Here is a 13865-nt window from a genome sequence, read left to right on the forward strand (position 1 = left end):
CCGGAGCCGGAACCGTCGCAGCCGGGGCCGGGGACGGGTCACGCCGGCCACCAGTCGACCGCGGTCGCTCGCCACTGGTCGTCGACGACGACCAGGTCCAGCACCAATGTGCCCCGGTCGGCGGGTACCCCGACCCGGGCCCACTGCTGGGTGTCGAAGAGCAGCTGCCCCGGGCCGGTCAGCGAAGGTGGCGGTTGTGGCGGGTCGGCGGCGGCGAGCGCGGCCGCCAGCGCCGGGGTAGCGAGCTCCGCGACCCGGTCGTGCCAGTCGGGGTGTGGTTCGACCCACCGTTGCGCGAACTGTTCGGCGGCCGCGACCGCGGCCGCCGCCGCCTCGGCGGGCAGCGACTCGTCGCCGGTGACCCCGCTCTCGTCGTGGGGCAGCACCGTGGGCACGGGCGCGGTGGGGGCGGCGGTGGCGCCGCGGGCGGGCGTGGTGGGCGCGGCTGCGGGTGGCGGGGGCGGCGGGTCTGCGTGCTCCGCTGGCGGCCAGCCGGCCCCGGGTGCCCCGGGCGCGGCCGGGCCGGTCTCGGCCCCGGGGCCAGGCTCATCATCGTCGCCTGGGCGGCCGAGGACGAGCAGGGTGACCGCTGCCGCCACGGCCACGGCCAGTACCAGCACCCGCCGTCGCTCCATCCGTGTCGTCGCTTCCGTCCGGGCCTGCTACTCGGATCTCCGGGTGATCCGGCGGACCCACCGCTGCCGCCGTTCTTTGCGTTTAGCGAAGTCGCCGGCGTAGGTGGAGGTGCGGTAGACATTGCGGCGGGCCTGCCGGTTGCGTTGCCAGCGGTCCACCGGGGCGTAGCCCACCCCGGCGGCCCGGGTCCACGCCTCGGTGCCGGCGGCACCACCGCCGCCACCACCGATCTTCATCGCGGTGAGGGCCGCGCCCACGGTGGCCCCGCCCACCAGCGCACCGCGCAGCAGTTTCCGTTGCAGGACCAGAAAGAGGATCGAGGCGACGCAGATCATCATCAAGTTGATGAAGAAGAACTGGTGATGGCCCTGCAGCAACAGCTCGGTCGTGATCAACATCAGCGCCAGCCCCACCAACGCCACGATGATCATGAACGCGGCGGCGAGCAGCAGCCCGAACCACTGCCACAGGATCCGCCGGCCACCCCCACCCAGCAGCGCGATCGGCAGCACGAAGATCAGCGCCACGGCGAGGATCGCCACCATCAGCTGCCCGATGATGATCGGGATCAGCACCCCCATCAGCAGGAACGCCGCCAGCGTCAGCAACGCCAGCAGCAGCAACAGGCCCACCACCACCCGATCGCCGGAGCCACGGTCCAGATAGCCGGCCAGCTCCGCACCCTCCGGACAGCCCGCCACCGGCTCATCCGGATGCATCATGTCGTACATGTACGACTCAGGGTTGGCGCCCGCCGCCTCCGGTGCGCTCTCCGGCGTCGTGCGCAGGATCAGGTTGTACTGATCCACACAGGGATGGTTGCCACCCTCCTCGTACGGGGCGTTGCAGTGGTCGACCTGCTCCTGCTCGGTGCCGCGCACCGACAACACCAGCGGACAATCCAGCCGCTGGCCGTAGGTCATCTGCTGATGCGGCCGGCGGACATACATGTCGACCAGCCACATCTGCATAATCCAGCGCAAATACTGTGGGTCGTTGCGGGTGGGCGGGGTGCCATCGCCGAACTCGTCCACATAACAGCCGTCGACCAGCGCTTCGCCCTCGACCGGCAGCCGCTGGATGCACGGCGCCGGGTCGGCGTCCGGCGGCTGCACCGCGGTCACCGCCACATCCACCCCGATGTCCTTGGCCCGACCCACCAACCCGGTGTCGTCGAGCAGCACCCCACCCGGGTTGGCCAGCACCGCCCCCAGGATCGCCGCCAGCGCGAACGACACCGCGATCTCGCCGAAACCCTTACCGACCCGGCCCCGCAACGCCGCCAACCCAAACCAGAACACGCAGATCATCAACGCCAGCGGCACCAACCCCCAGCCGCCGCCGCTGATGTTGCCGACGAAGTTCGACTCGTAGACCCCGATCAGCTGCTGCACCGGGGTGAGCATCAGGTCCGCGACCCCGAAGTCGAGCGCGAAGTTCAGCATCCAGATCAGCCCGGTGACGATCAGCCGGCTGGCCGAGAAGAGCACATCGGACAGCCACACCCCGAGCCGTTGGAAGGTGCCGTCGACCCCGCCGCCCTGCCGGCCCTCGATCGTGTACTCGTCGACCGAGATGCCGTACCGGTCGACCACCCGGGTGTCGCCGAACCCGTCCGTGCCGCCCTGCGCCACCACCTCGGCCGGCGGCCCCTCACCAGCTGGTGCCCAACCTTCCTGGGCGCCGGCCGGGTTACCCGCCGCCAACACCAGGTACGCCACCGCCAGCACGCCACACAACGCGAGCCCGACGAGCGTGGTCAACCGCGGCCGGCCGGCGGCCCTACCGGCGGCCCTACCGGCGGCTCGGCCAGCGGTGCCGCCAGCGGCCCTGGTCATGGCCGGTTCCCGGTGGGGGTGGTGCGGATCGCATGCCGGATCCGCTCCACCGGTGGCTCCAACACCTTCACCATGCCGATCCGACTGTGGATCCGGACAATGAACTCGCCCTCCCGGCCCGGCTCCACCACCATGTCGCCGGTCGCCGGATCGGTGTGTGTCAATGGCGACAGATCGCTGGTGATCACCGAGGTCAGGCTCGCCGCCAGCTGGGTATCGGTGATGCCGATCGCCCGCACATAGCGGGTGGCGAGCTGATGGTTGCGTTGCCGGCCGAGGAAGACCGCCGACAGCAGGCCCAGCAGGGTCTCGTTGCCGGTGTCCTCCGGGTCGTGGCCGGCGAGCAGCAACCCGGCGTTGTTTTTCCGGCCATCGCGGATCAGCTCGAGCGTGGTGTCGTAGCCGGGGCTGCCCTCCCCCTCACGGGTCAACCAGTAGCACTCGTCGGCGTGGACCAGCACGAACCGGGAGTCGGCGAACGCGATCGCCTTGGCCAGCACGGCGGTCAGCGTCAGCACTGCCCGGCCGAACAACGCCGAGAACGGCAGCTGCGCCAACTGCCGCGCGCTGCGCAGCTCGTGCCGGCGCGGCATGGTCATCCCGTGGGTGCCGAAGATGATGTGGTCGGCCGAGGTGTCCAGCGGCGGCAGCGCCGGATCGAAGATCACCCCGGTGCCGGGTCGCCGGGCCGACGCCCGGATCTGCCGGTGCAGCTCCGCCGCGGCCGGCGCGTCCGACATCGCCGCCAACGCCTCCAGCAACGCCGCCATGCTCGGCCGCTCGTCGGCGATCACCTTGTCGATCGTCTCGGCCAGGATCGTCCCCTGCTCTGAGGTGGCCTCGACGCCGAGCAGCTGCGACAGGAAGGTCTCCGCCGCCTGCGCCGCCGCCGGGCCGCGCAGCACCCGCAGCGGATCCAGCGAGAAGCTGGTCGGATTGGCGAGGTCAGCGACCTGCACCTGGTCGGCGCCGAACGCGGCGGACAGGAACGTCACCTGCTCGCGGGTGCGGGTACGGTCCCAGCCGATGGTGCGGCCGCCGTCGGCGGCGATATCGGCGAGGATCTTCTTCAGCGTGACCGACTTGCCGGCGCCCAGCTCGGCGAAGAGCCCGATCGAGGCGGAGATGTCGCGGCTGGTCCAGTCGGTGAGGTTGAGCCGCACCGGGGCCTGGGTGCCGGCGTCGATACCGAGCCCCAGAATCTGCCCCGACTGGTCGCCGAGCCGGCTCCCCACGAACGGCATCGACTTGGCCAGATCGTCGGCGAGCAGATATTGCGTATAGTCCGACACCACCCGCGGGGTGGTCACCCCCGGCAACATCGCGGCGTAGCAGGCCAGCTGGTCACCGGTCGGCCGGACCGCCGTCAACTCGTCCGAGAACGAACTCCGCAGCGCCTCGGCGTACTCCTCGCACTCGTCCAGGGTGCCGCCCCACACCCCGAGCATCACCGTCGCCTCGTACTCCACTTCGGAGGCGTGCGCGTCCAGCGCCGCCTGCTCCTCGGCGAGCTGCCGCTGACCCACCGACACCCAGCTCGGCAGGGCATCGACCTCGGGGGAGTCGTCGTTCTCCGCCGCGGAGAACTCGCCCACCTGGTCGGCGAGCTGCCGGCGCTTCCGGGTCACCTTCCGCTTCGCCTCGTTGCCCGGGTTGACGGTGGCCCGGATCGCCCAGTCCACCGGAAACCGGGTGTCCTCATGCAAGGCCGCGAGCCACTCGCCGCCCGGGAACGCCCAACTCTCCGGCAGATCGGACAAGACCAGGAACGCCTGATAGCCGGTGCCGCCGTCGGCGGTAGTCACCTTCAGATACCGGTGCTGGAACGGGTTGCGGGTGCCGCTGGAACTGGCGTCGGTCCGTCCACCCTCGTCGAAGTGGACCTGCCCGAGAAACGCGAAGCTGGGGCTGCGTAGCCGCCGGCCCCGGACCGTCGCCTCGGCGTACCGGGACCGGCGCGCCCGGGTCAGCGATGGTTCGGTCGGCGTACCCTTGCGGGCCGCCCGGCGGTGGATCCACAGAATCTCGTCCGGGGTGGCCGGCACCAACCCCACCGCGGCCCGGGCCACCCGCACCGCCTGTTCCGCCCGCCGTCGCACCTCATCCACGCCGGGCATCGGCGGGGTCAGCCCGAAGCTGCGGGCCACCAGCGAGGAGGCGGAAGCGCCGATCGACGAGGCGCTGGCCCAGCCGGAGCTGTGCGGCAGCGGCAGCGCCAACCAGTACGTACGGTCGCGCAGCTCATAGTCGTCGAGCAGCCGCAGATAACCGTCGGTGATCTCCCGGTGGATCGGGTGCGGCTGGGTCACCGCGCTGGCAGGGGCGTCGCGGGGGTCGACCCGGCCGCAGAGGCTCAGAATCAGCGGCTCCCCGCGCAGCGACCGCAGCAAGTTGCCGATGACCCGGCCGTAGCTGACCTTGTCGGAGTCGGAGGCGTACCGGTACGGCAACGGGTCGATCCGCCAGATCGCCCACACCGTCCCGTCGTGAGTCCAGGCGAGATTGCCCACAATGGCCCGGAACGGCACGCTTGGTACCACCGTTCCGATCATGTCCGGGCCTCCCCACCCTCGGAGCCCCCGGCCGGCTGGCGTACCGCAGCGTTGCTGACCAGGTCGGACAGCCAAGGCCGGGCAGCCGGCGGCGGCTGCGTCGGCGGCGGGGCGGCGGGGACCAACTCGGCCGGCAACTGCGCCACCGGAAACCGCCCACCACGTTGCCGGGTGGCCCCGGGGGAGCGGAACGAATCCTCACCGAGGTACCCGTCCCGGGGCTGCACCAGCAGCCCCACCAGCGCCACCCCGGCCCGCAACGGATCCCGCCCTTCGATCCGGGTGTGCCGGGTGGCGTAGGTGAGCAGCAGCGGCAGCCCGATCCCGATGAGTAGATTCATCGGGCCGAAGTGCGCCCACAGGTCGCGGTAGGTGATCAGGAGGTAGACCGAGCCGACGAAGACCACCAGCTGAGTGATCGTGTACGGGCCCAGCGGCAGCGCCCAGTTGCTCCCGGGCCACTTCCGGATCAGGTACGGCTGACGGCGGCCCTTGGTGTAGGTCCGCCCGACCGAGACCGGGGCGCCGTCCTCCATCAGTCGTCCACGACCGGCAGTTCCTCGCCGAAGAAGTCGGCGATGGACTCCACGTTGGTCAACACGAGGAAGACCAGCGCGGCACCGATACCGAAGATGATCGCCTTCTGCAGCCCGCCCTTCGACTTGACGATCAGAATCGTGCCGACCAGGACCACCAACACGAGGAAGATGATCGGCAGGGTGCTGGATAAGAAGTCCACCCAGCCCACAATCCAGGACTGGGTCGGACTCTCCTGCGCTAGCGCAGGTAGCGATCCGGACATGGCCTAGCCTCCGTTCGAGCTCTCTGCCGAAGTTGTCGGGTCAGGGAAACCTGGTGCGCTGGGCTGACCGGTGTGCGGCTGCCCGTCGGGCAACTCCTGCACCGCGGTCCCCACCAGCGGATCGAGCGCAATCACTTCCCATCGCCCGCCGCGCACACCGGCGGTCACCGGGTAGACCAGCGGCAACTGGTCGGCGTCGGTCGCCACCGTCACCAACAGCTGGGCAACCGTGCCATCGGCCGGCACCGGCGCCGCCAGCTCATCCCGGGCGCGCACCTCGGTGACGTCGACCTCCTGGTACGGCGGTGGGGTCAACGGCGCGATGTAGACGCCTGGGGCGACGTAGCGCTCCAGGTTCTCGCCACCGGTCAACATGCCGGCGAAGAACGACTCGAGGGTATGGCTCAGCTCGGTACCGCTGGCCGGCAGCGACACCGGATAAGGCTGCTCGTACGGGTCGGAGCCGTCACCGGCGAGCGCCGGGGCCGGCACCTGCGCCGGCAGCGCGGCCGGCCGCCAGCCGTTGCACCCGCCACCCGCCGTCGGCACCATCGTTACCTGGAAAAACTGGGTCCCAGCGGAGCGCCAACGATCCTCATCGGCCAACTCATCAGTCGCCCCGCCCGGCTCATCATCCGGGTCGACCCGGACCCGGACCTCGGCCCCGATCAAATAGGCCCAGGCGCCGTCACCGGGTGTCACCGCGGCGGTGTAGGTGCCGGTGGCCTCGCGGACCCCCGGCTCGGGCGCTCCCCGGGGCAGGCCAGGCACGTCGGCGAGCAGCTCGGCGTCGCCGGCCAACCAGGCCGCCACCAGCAGCTCGGCGCAGCCACCAGGCGGCGCCACCAACGCCAGCGGCGGCTCTTCGGACTCGGCCTGGCTGCCACCGGCGCCCGGCACCCCGACACAGTTGACCAGGCCGAGTAGCAGCGCCACCACCAGCAGCCCCCACAGCCCGTACGCGAGCAGTCGGCTCAGCGTCGCCTGCATCCGGGTGTTGCCGGCGACCGACTCGGTCGCCGCCCACTGTTCGTCACCGGCGGAGCCGGACTCGTCCGGCCGCCGGTGCTGTTGGTTGCCAGCTGCGTCGACCCAGCTGGGCACACCCGGTCTGCCCACCGCCACAGCTGGTGCCTCCCTAACACCTCGCTCGGCCCATACAGAACGCAGTTCGCGTACTGCATCACCCGACTACGCGCACCGCGCCGCCGCCATCGTCCGGCATCGGCGCCCCGGCCGCCACCATCCCGGACACTCCGCCAGGGAGGGGCCGATCGGGCACGGACCGGATGGGGTCACTCTCTACCAGCGCATGTGGAGTGATCAAGCCGGCTGGGGGCCCTACTGTGTCTCCGATCACGGCGCTGACCGCGCTCCGTGAATCATCATTCACTCAAGTCGATCTTCAACCTAGGGGGATTGCCCGCGCTCGGGCTCGGGTCCCGCGCGGCGCCGCTCACCTGAGACGAACGAGGGCTACGAGGACCGTTTCGGTGGTCGCCCAGGCAACACGAATCGGCTATATGCCCTCTTTCGCCCACCTGCGGATGCCCGCGCCAGCATGCCTGCTACCTCTTGGTTGGGTGGGGAGGGATCTTGTGCATGGATAAGTCGGATATTCCGGTGCGCAAGATCCCTCCCCACCCAACCATGTCGGGATCAACGCCCCCGTTAGTCGTCCACTAACACCGAGAGCCGGACGCCCGACCACCCTCCGGAGACGTCCGTTGACCGCCAGATCGCCATAACCACGCCGGACGTCAGCCACCGCATGCGAGGGCGACGTGTCAACACGAGCCACTCGCTTTATCTTCCCAGCCGGATACCTGCCAACCTTCTTCGTTGCCGCCACGGCCGTCGTACCACACCGCGCTGATGATCGCGATTCGGCGATCGCCGGGCTCACCCGTTGGTTCGTTGGTTTCCCGGTCGACCGGCGTCCAGTCGGTCGCGTCGAGACAGTAGCTCAGCTCGACTTCTGGCACCGAGAAATCGTTGACGATGCGATCAAGATCGGCACCCTCAGGTCGCAGATAGTCCCAGGAGAACTCGCCCTCAAAGATGACCCCATCATTGTAGTTCTCGACGGACTCCGCTTGGAGTTCCTGGCTCAGCTCAGCTGCGGCGAATTCGAGTGGGCGTCCGCCGACCACCCTAATCGACTCAGCGACCTCGTAGGGTTCGCCTAGCCTGGCGTCCTCCACGTAGGCGTCGAAGAAGTCGTCAATGACCAACTGCGCCTCGTCGATCGCTTCCTGTTCCTCGGGGGTGAGGTCGAGGGTTTCCTCGTTGTCGGTCGGGTCGGCCGGGGGCGGGGAGGCCGGTGGGGGTGGTAGGCCGTCGTCATCGTCGCCGCAGGCGGTGAGTCCGGCCGCCAGCAGGGCGGCGGCGCTGATGGTGCCGACCGTACGAAGTAGCAGGGTTGCTCGTTGCGCCACCGATCGCTCCTCTGACTGTGGTGGGTCGGTGGGTGTCGCCGACCCAGTTACCGGTCGACGGGAGTTTAGCTACCGTGTGCGAGGTGCGGCATGCGGTTGGACAGTCGCATGTGCGTCAGTGCGGCATGTCTACGAGCGTTGCGGGGATGCGTTTGGTTGGTTGTAGGGGCCACTCCCATCCCCAGAGGCAGGGAAAGCTCGGCGCCGCCACCGATCACATCCCGGATAGTCCGTCAGGGACGTGCCGACCGGGAACGGGCCGGCAGAGACCTTTCTGCCAGCGTAGGTGGCGTGTAAGGCACCTGAGGGCTCTACTGTGTCGCGGATTACGACGCTGACCGCAGCCTTTGAACTGTCATTCGCTCAAGTTGATCTTCACCCTGAGGGATTGGGCTCGGTTCGGCCCCGGGAAGCCCACCTTGGTTGGCTGGGGAGGGATCTTGCGTACCGGAATGTCCGACATAGTCGGACGCAAGATCCCTCCCTGCCCAACCATGTGGGGATTGACGCCCCGTTAGTGCCGGGCTAGCGGCTGAGGACCTGGATCTCGTCGACTTGGTAGTCGAGCGTGGAGCCGACCTCGATCTCGAGTTCGCCATCCTCGTCGCCGTTGATCCACCACCAGACCCGCCAGGTCGTAATGGCGATGATCTCGTATGTGCCGCCCGGCTCGTGGCGGCTGGTTCGGCGGTAGACGTGGTGGCAGTCGCTGGGTGGGAGAAAGGTGTTACCGGGTGCCCAGGCGTCTCCGGGGCCCTCGCAGGTGACTGTCTGCCCGTCGCCCATGTCCCACTCGATGCGCAGCGGCTCGGCAAAGGCGTCGACCTGCTGGCCAACCTCCGGGGCCGCCGCCACCTCGTGTAGTGGCTCGTCGGGCCAGATGTTCCCGCCGGTGTCGGTCCACAGCCATACCGGCAGGTTGACCAGCGCGGACCCCTCAACCGGCGGCGCGGTCCTGATTTCGGGTCCCCGCATCCCCAGCGCGTTAACCGCGTCGGCCCACAACCCCGGAATGACCGACGGCGTGCCGTTGTACCCTGGCGGGTTCTCTGGGCCAGCAATCATTTGCGAGTTGGCCCAGAGCCCAAAGGCATCTATGAAGAACGCCTCTTCCTCCTCATTCTCCTGTGGCGGGTAGCACCGAATCTCGAACGCGCGACTGTCCTCACCAGGGGCGACACCACGCGACGACCAATCCGGGTCAACCGGAACGTTTCGCGCTCTGGCGTAGCAATCCCAATCGCTGATGAACCACCACTCCCCGGCCTGACAGTGAACGCGCCAAGGGTTCGTGAGCGAATCCACTACGCGGTCTCCGTGCCTAACGCACCAAACCTCGACTCCGCCGCCACCGCCTGCCGGCTCGCCCACTTCAAAGGCGCCGCCCGCGGGTGGGACGCGGCCGGAAGCGCGTGGGTAGCAGACCTGCTCATCAGCGAGAACCACCAAATGGCCATCTGGGCAATCCACCTGGGCCCCGGCTGAGACCTGCTTCAAATCTATGCTTACGGCCAAGCCACTGACGACCAAAGCGACCAGAGGCGCGGTTGCGTAATGCTTTAAGGGCGTAGTCAGCATGCCCTTCCCGAATGCTCGCGCTCGACTACTCGCCAACCCTCCAGCCCAAGACCGCCCCAGTCATCGTGCCATGAAGCCGTAAACAGCCACTCCTCTCGGTGCCCGGCTTCGCTCGCCGGGTCTCGCGTCGCCGCGTCGATCGCGACCCAGTCGGTGGCATCGACACAGAATAGAACGGTCACCTCAGGAACCCTGATGCCTTCTATCTCGTTCTCGAGGTCAACGGATTGGACGCTCAGGGCCTCCCAGGTCAGGTCGCCCTCGACCACCTGCCCTTCGCCCCACATCCCGACGATCTCGCGGCGCAACTCCTGCGGCAACAGCCCGTCGGCGTCTCGCTCTACATCTGAGAACAGTTCCTCGGCCTCTTCCGGAGCTGGCAGGTCCGCTGTCGAGACGGCGACATAGTTGCGAAGAAACTCGTCGATATGAGCGCGCGCTTCGTCGACTGCTTCCTGTTCCTCGGGGGTGAGGTCGAGGGTTTCCTCGTTGTCGGTCGGGTCGGCCGGGGGCGGGGAGGCCGGTGGGGGTGGTAGGCCGTCGTCGTCGTCGCCGCAGGCGGTGAGTCCGGCCGCCAGCAGGGCGGCGGCGCTGATGGTGCCGACCGTACGAAGTAGCAGGGTTGCTCGTTGCGCCACCGATCGCTCCTCTGACTGTCGTGGGTCGGTGGGTGTAGCCGACCCAGTTACCGGTCGACGGGAGTCTAGCTACCGTGTGCGAGGTTCGGCATGCGGTTGGACAGTCGCATGTGCGTCAGTGCGGCAGGTCTACGAGCGATGCGGGGATGCGTGTGGCGGCCAGGGGGACCACTCCCATCCCCAAATGCGGAGGCAGCGCGCCGCCGCCCGGGGCAGCCGGTCCGGAATGAGGCGTGAATCACCGATTTCGGTAGCGCTCGGTCGGACGGTTGGTCGCCCTCGGTGCGCGTAGTGCGGTGAGGAGCACTGGCTGCGCCGCCCGGGCGCCGTTGGTGCTGGTCGCGGACCAACCGGGGAGGGCCGCATGGCTGGCGGAACCGCACACGCCCAGCGACGTACGGGTGGCGTACGTCTGGGCGGGTTCGCGGCTGCGCTGCTGCTGGTCAGCGCCGTAGCCGTCGGCTGTGGTGAGGATTCCGAGTTCGAGTGGCCGGATGATCCGGTGCCCGATCCGGGGGCGACCGCCGATCCGGCGGTGACCGGGGCGACCGAGGAGATCCTGGCCACACTCGACGAGCTGCGCCGGGTTGAGGTCGCTGCCCAGGCGCAGCCGCGGCCGGCGCACGAGGCGCTGGACCAGTTCACCGACCTGCTCGCCGACCCGTTGTTGTCGTCGACCCTTTTTGAGCTGGAGATTCTTCACAATCGAGGGTTGGCCCGGCAGGGCGAGCCGTCGTGGCGGGCAGAGGTCGCCGAGTTGCGGTTGGACGACGAGCCGCCGGCCGCCACCGTGCGGGAGTGTCTGGACGCCAGCGACTGGCAGTTGGTGCAGGTCGGCAGTGGTCAGCCGGCCGGGGCCGACGGGTTGCCGGGGCGGTACCGCGCCGAGCCGCATCTGATCGAGTTTGCCGCGATCCTGGTTGAGGGTCGATGGTTATTTGCGGAGGCCCACCGGGCAGAGGTTGATCAGGAAGGGGACGGCCCATGCTGACGGCTCGCGTAGGTGCAGGTCGGCGGTGGTGGCTGGGGTCGGTGGTGGCCGCCGCGGCGGTCGTCCTCGCGTTGCTGCCGGCGGCGCCGGCCGTGGCCCAGCCCGGCTGCGACTGGCAGAACCATACCCACAATGGTGACGAGGTGTGGGTATGGACCTGCGAGGACGGCGGCGGCGGTCCGGGTGGTGGCGGCACCGGTGAGTGGGTCTGCACCACCAATGTGCAGGGTCAGGACCAGCAGGTGCCGTGCATCCACTCGACCTTCGGATGGTTCACCGACATCCATGGTGGCTGCTATATCAGCGCGGCGTCACCGCAGCCGTCGGAGGGCAGCGACGCCTGGGAGGGCAACGACCCGTCGGACGGGGTCGTTTACGACGCCTACTGCTTCGGCACCGAGGGGGTGGATGGCAGTCCGTTCATCCACCATCCGACGACGATTTTTCTGGACGCGACCGAGGGCGTCTTCGCCGACCTGCTGGAGCGGGCGATCGGCATGTTGCCGCTGCGGGGGCCGGATATCCAGCTGGCGCCGTCGCCGGAGGGGGCCGGGTTGGTTGGCCTGCCGGTGTGGATGTGGACCCCGGAGACCGAGTCGACGTGGGGGGAGGCCGCGGTGTCGCTGGAGGCGTTGGGCCTCGTCCTGAATGTGCGGGCGAATGGCGAGCAGATCCGGTGGGACATGGGGGACGGCACCGAGCGGATCTGTCGCACCCCAGGTACGCCGTACGAACCCTCGTTCGGCGCCGAGTACTCCGACTGTGGCCACGTCTACGCGGAGCCGTCCCGGGATCAGCCCGGTGGCCGGTACACCATCACCGCGACCACCGACTGGCTGATCGAGTGGCACATCGAGGGGACGATCATTAGTGGGGAGGAGCGGACCACCCGCACCTCGACCGAGAGCGTCCGGATCAACGAACTACAGGTGGTGACCTCATGACCAGTGTTGCCGCACCCCCGGAGGGGTACGCGGTGGCAGGCCCGACCGACGCGCCCCGGCAGGTACGGCAGCGGCACATCCGCCGCGGTTGGGTCGGGGTCGGGGTGTTGGCGATCGTGCTCGCCGCGCTCGGCTCCGCGACGCTGTTCCGGGCGATCGGCCCGTCGCAGGAGTATCTGGCGGTGACGCAGGATGTGCCGGTCGGCACCCAGTTGACCTCCGACCATCTGACCATCGTCCGGTTGAATAACGCCCCCGGGTTGACGCCGGTCTCGGTCGGCGACGCCGAGCAGGTGATCGGTTCGTACGCGGCGGTGCCGCTCGCCTCGGGGACGTTGCTGTCGTTGAGTCAGGTCACCGAGGAGCGGGTGCCGGGGCCGGGCGAACAGCTGTTGGCGATCAACATGCCCGCTAACCGGCTGCCCGGCGACGTGATCCGGGCCGGGCATCCGGTGCTGCTGGTCGCCACCAGCAATCAGATCAATCCGGACCCCGAGGAGGAGCCGCGTACCTTCACCGCCCGGGTGCATGAGCTGCGTCCGGGGGAGGGGCGCGGCGACGACATGGTGGTCAGTCTGGTCGTGCCGGAGCGGGACGGTGCCCAGGTGGCGGCGTTGGCAGCGGCGGGCCGGTTGACTGTGGTGTTGGTGTCGGCCGGTGGCTCATGATCGCTCTGGTCTCGGCGAAGGGCAGCCCTGGCGTAACCGTCAGCGGGCTGGCCTTCGCGTTGACCTGGTCGGGCCGCACTTTGTTGGTGGAGGCCGATCCGGCGGGCGGCGATGTCCTCTCCGGATATCTACAGGGCTCGTTGGATGCGCAGCGTGGCCTGGCGCAGCTGGCGGTGGCCGAGCTGCGGGGCCGGTTGCGGGACGAGTTCGAGCGGCAGTTGGTGGATCTGGCCGCGCCGCGCCGGCAGCGGCTGCTGTTGCCGGGGCTGCGGGATCCGGCGCAGGCGGCGACGGTGGCGCCGGTGTGGCCGGCGATCGCCGACTTTCTCCGGCAGCTCGCCGAGGACGGTTCGGTGATCGTCGACTGTGGTCGCCTCACCGCCCCGCACTTCGGTTGGCCGTTGCTGCACGCCGCCGACCAGGTGCTGCTGGTGGTGCGCGGCACATTGAGCTCGGTGTCGCATGCGGTGCCGGCGGTCGGGGTGCTGCGCAAGGAGCAGGCGGAGCGGGGCGGCCCGGACCGGCTGGGGTTGCTGGTGGTGGATACCGGCCCGTACCCGGCGGCGGAGGTGGCGGCTCGGCTGCAGGTGGACCTGGCGGCGGTGCTGCCGGCCGACCAGCGCAGCGCCCGGGTGCTCAGCTCCGGGGGTCAGCTTCATCTTCGGTCGCCGTTGCTGCGGTCAGCAGCGGCGACGCAGCAGATCATGGCGTCGAACAGAGAGGTTGTTGATGGCACCCGAGCGGGTTAACGGTTCGCCGCCGGTGTGGCAGACGTCCGCG

Annotated in this window: 14 protein-coding genes; 5 read left to right on the forward strand and 9 right to left on the reverse strand. The window is 69.2% G+C overall.

From position 1 onward, the window contains the following. Nucleotides 1-38: 38 nt before the first annotated feature. The 8 genes from JQS43_RS00495 to JQS43_RS00530 form a co-directional block, all read right to left on the reverse strand. The gene (locus tag JQS43_RS00495; RefSeq protein WP_239677072.1) at nucleotides 39-620 is read right to left on the reverse strand and encodes a hypothetical protein; all 582 of its coding nucleotides are present in this window, start codon (nucleotides 618-620) and stop codon (nucleotides 39-41) included. Between the two features lie 42 nt (nucleotides 621-662). Then, a complete protein-coding gene (locus JQS43_RS00500; protein WP_239677073.1) occupies nucleotides 663-2474 on the reverse strand; it encodes a hypothetical protein in 1812 nt (603 codons plus the stop codon). Further along, nucleotides 2471-5026 (reverse strand): ATP-binding protein, encoded by a 2556-nt coding sequence (locus tag JQS43_RS00505; RefSeq protein ID WP_239677074.1) that lies wholly within the window; start codon nucleotides 5024-5026, stop codon nucleotides 2471-2473. The genes JQS43_RS00500 and JQS43_RS00505 overlap by 4 nt, the downstream gene beginning before the upstream one ends. Continuing rightward, complete coding sequence (locus JQS43_RS00510) at nucleotides 5023-5562, reverse strand: hypothetical protein (protein WP_239677075.1); 540 nt, start codon at nucleotides 5560-5562, stop codon at nucleotides 5023-5025. The genes JQS43_RS00505 and JQS43_RS00510 overlap by 4 nt, the downstream gene beginning before the upstream one ends. Further along, nucleotides 5562-5828, reverse strand: a complete 267-nt coding sequence (locus JQS43_RS00515; RefSeq protein ID WP_239677076.1) for a hypothetical protein — start codon at nucleotides 5826-5828, stop codon at nucleotides 5562-5564. Before JQS43_RS00515 ends, JQS43_RS00510 begins: the two co-directional genes overlap by 1 nt. A 3-nt stretch (nucleotides 5829-5831) precedes the next feature. Next, nucleotides 5832-6953, reverse strand: coding sequence for a hypothetical protein (locus JQS43_RS00520; protein WP_239677077.1), 1122 nt, complete (start codon nucleotides 6951-6953; stop codon nucleotides 5832-5834). A gap of 662 nt (nucleotides 6954-7615) precedes the next feature. Continuing rightward, a complete protein-coding gene (locus JQS43_RS00525; RefSeq protein WP_239677078.1) occupies nucleotides 7616-8266 on the reverse strand; it encodes a hypothetical protein in 651 nt (216 codons plus the stop codon). 525 nt (nucleotides 8267-8791) lie between these two features. Beyond that, the gene (locus JQS43_RS00530; RefSeq protein WP_239677079.1) at nucleotides 8792-9571 is read right to left on the reverse strand and encodes a hypothetical protein; all 780 of its coding nucleotides are present in this window, start codon (nucleotides 9569-9571) and stop codon (nucleotides 8792-8794) included. Nucleotides 9572-9583: 12 nt separating this feature from the next. On the opposite strand from JQS43_RS00530, the gene JQS43_RS00535 reads away from it, so the two are divergent. Then, nucleotides 9584-9751: a hypothetical protein gene (locus JQS43_RS00535; RefSeq protein WP_239677080.1), complete on the forward strand. Its 168-nt coding sequence runs from the start codon at nucleotides 9584-9586 to the stop codon at nucleotides 9749-9751. Nucleotides 9752-9837: 86 nt separating this feature from the next. Here JQS43_RS00535 and JQS43_RS00540 read toward each other — a convergent pair whose 3' ends face one another. Next, entirely contained in the window at nucleotides 9838-10482 is a 645-nt protein-coding gene (locus JQS43_RS00540; protein ID WP_239677081.1) for a hypothetical protein, read from the reverse strand. A 364-nt stretch (nucleotides 10483-10846) separates the two neighbouring features. On the opposite strand from JQS43_RS00540, the gene JQS43_RS00545 reads away from it, so the two are divergent. Genes JQS43_RS00545 through JQS43_RS00560 form a run of 4 tightly spaced genes read left to right on the forward strand, consistent with a single transcriptional unit; the run spans nucleotide 10847 to nucleotide 13834 of the window. Continuing rightward, nucleotides 10847-11473 (forward strand): hypothetical protein, encoded by a 627-nt coding sequence (locus JQS43_RS00545; protein ID WP_239677082.1) that lies wholly within the window; start codon nucleotides 10847-10849, stop codon nucleotides 11471-11473. Then, entirely contained in the window at nucleotides 11467-12417 is a 951-nt protein-coding gene (locus tag JQS43_RS00550) for a hypothetical protein (RefSeq protein WP_239677083.1), read from the forward strand. Before JQS43_RS00545 ends, JQS43_RS00550 begins: the two co-directional genes overlap by 7 nt. Continuing rightward, a complete protein-coding gene (locus JQS43_RS00555) occupies nucleotides 12414-13085 on the forward strand; it encodes an SAF domain-containing protein (protein WP_239677084.1) in 672 nt (223 codons plus the stop codon). The genes JQS43_RS00550 and JQS43_RS00555 overlap by 4 nt, the downstream gene beginning before the upstream one ends. Further along, nucleotides 13082-13834 (forward strand): CpaE/TadZ family protein, encoded by a 753-nt coding sequence (locus tag JQS43_RS00560; RefSeq protein ID WP_239677085.1) that lies wholly within the window; start codon nucleotides 13082-13084, stop codon nucleotides 13832-13834. Before JQS43_RS00555 ends, JQS43_RS00560 begins: the two co-directional genes overlap by 4 nt. Nucleotides 13835-13865: the final 31 nt, after the last annotated feature.

The organism is Natronosporangium hydrolyticum, from assembly GCF_016925615.1.
GTDB lineage: Bacteria > Actinomycetota > Actinomycetes > Mycobacteriales > Micromonosporaceae > Natronosporangium > Natronosporangium hydrolyticum.

Bases quoted from the DNA above. Each gene is read 5' to 3' on its own strand.
- JQS43_RS00500 (WP_239677073.1), bottom strand. From the start codon at position 2,474: ATGACCAGGGCCGCTGGCGGCACCGCTGGCCGAGCCGCCGGTAGGGCC.
- JQS43_RS00505 (WP_239677074.1), bottom strand. From the start codon at position 5,026: ATGATCGGAACGGTGGTACCAAGCGTGCCGTTCCGGGCCATTGTGGGC.
- JQS43_RS00510 (WP_239677075.1), bottom strand. From the start codon at position 5,562: ATGGAGGACGGCGCCCCGGTCTCGGTCGGGCGGACCTACACCAAGGGC.
- JQS43_RS00515 (WP_239677076.1), bottom strand. From the start codon at position 5,828: ATGTCCGGATCGCTACCTGCGCTAGCGCAGGAGAGTCCGACCCAGTCC.
- JQS43_RS00545 (WP_239677082.1), top strand. From the start codon at position 10,847: ATGGCTGGCGGAACCGCACACGCCCAGCGACGTACGGGTGGCGTACGT.
- JQS43_RS00550 (WP_239677083.1), top strand. From the start codon at position 11,467: ATGCTGACGGCTCGCGTAGGTGCAGGTCGGCGGTGGTGGCTGGGGTCG.
- JQS43_RS00555 (WP_239677084.1), top strand. From the start codon at position 12,414: ATGACCAGTGTTGCCGCACCCCCGGAGGGGTACGCGGTGGCAGGCCCG.
- JQS43_RS00560 (WP_239677085.1), top strand. From the start codon at position 13,082: ATGATCGCTCTGGTCTCGGCGAAGGGCAGCCCTGGCGTAACCGTCAGC.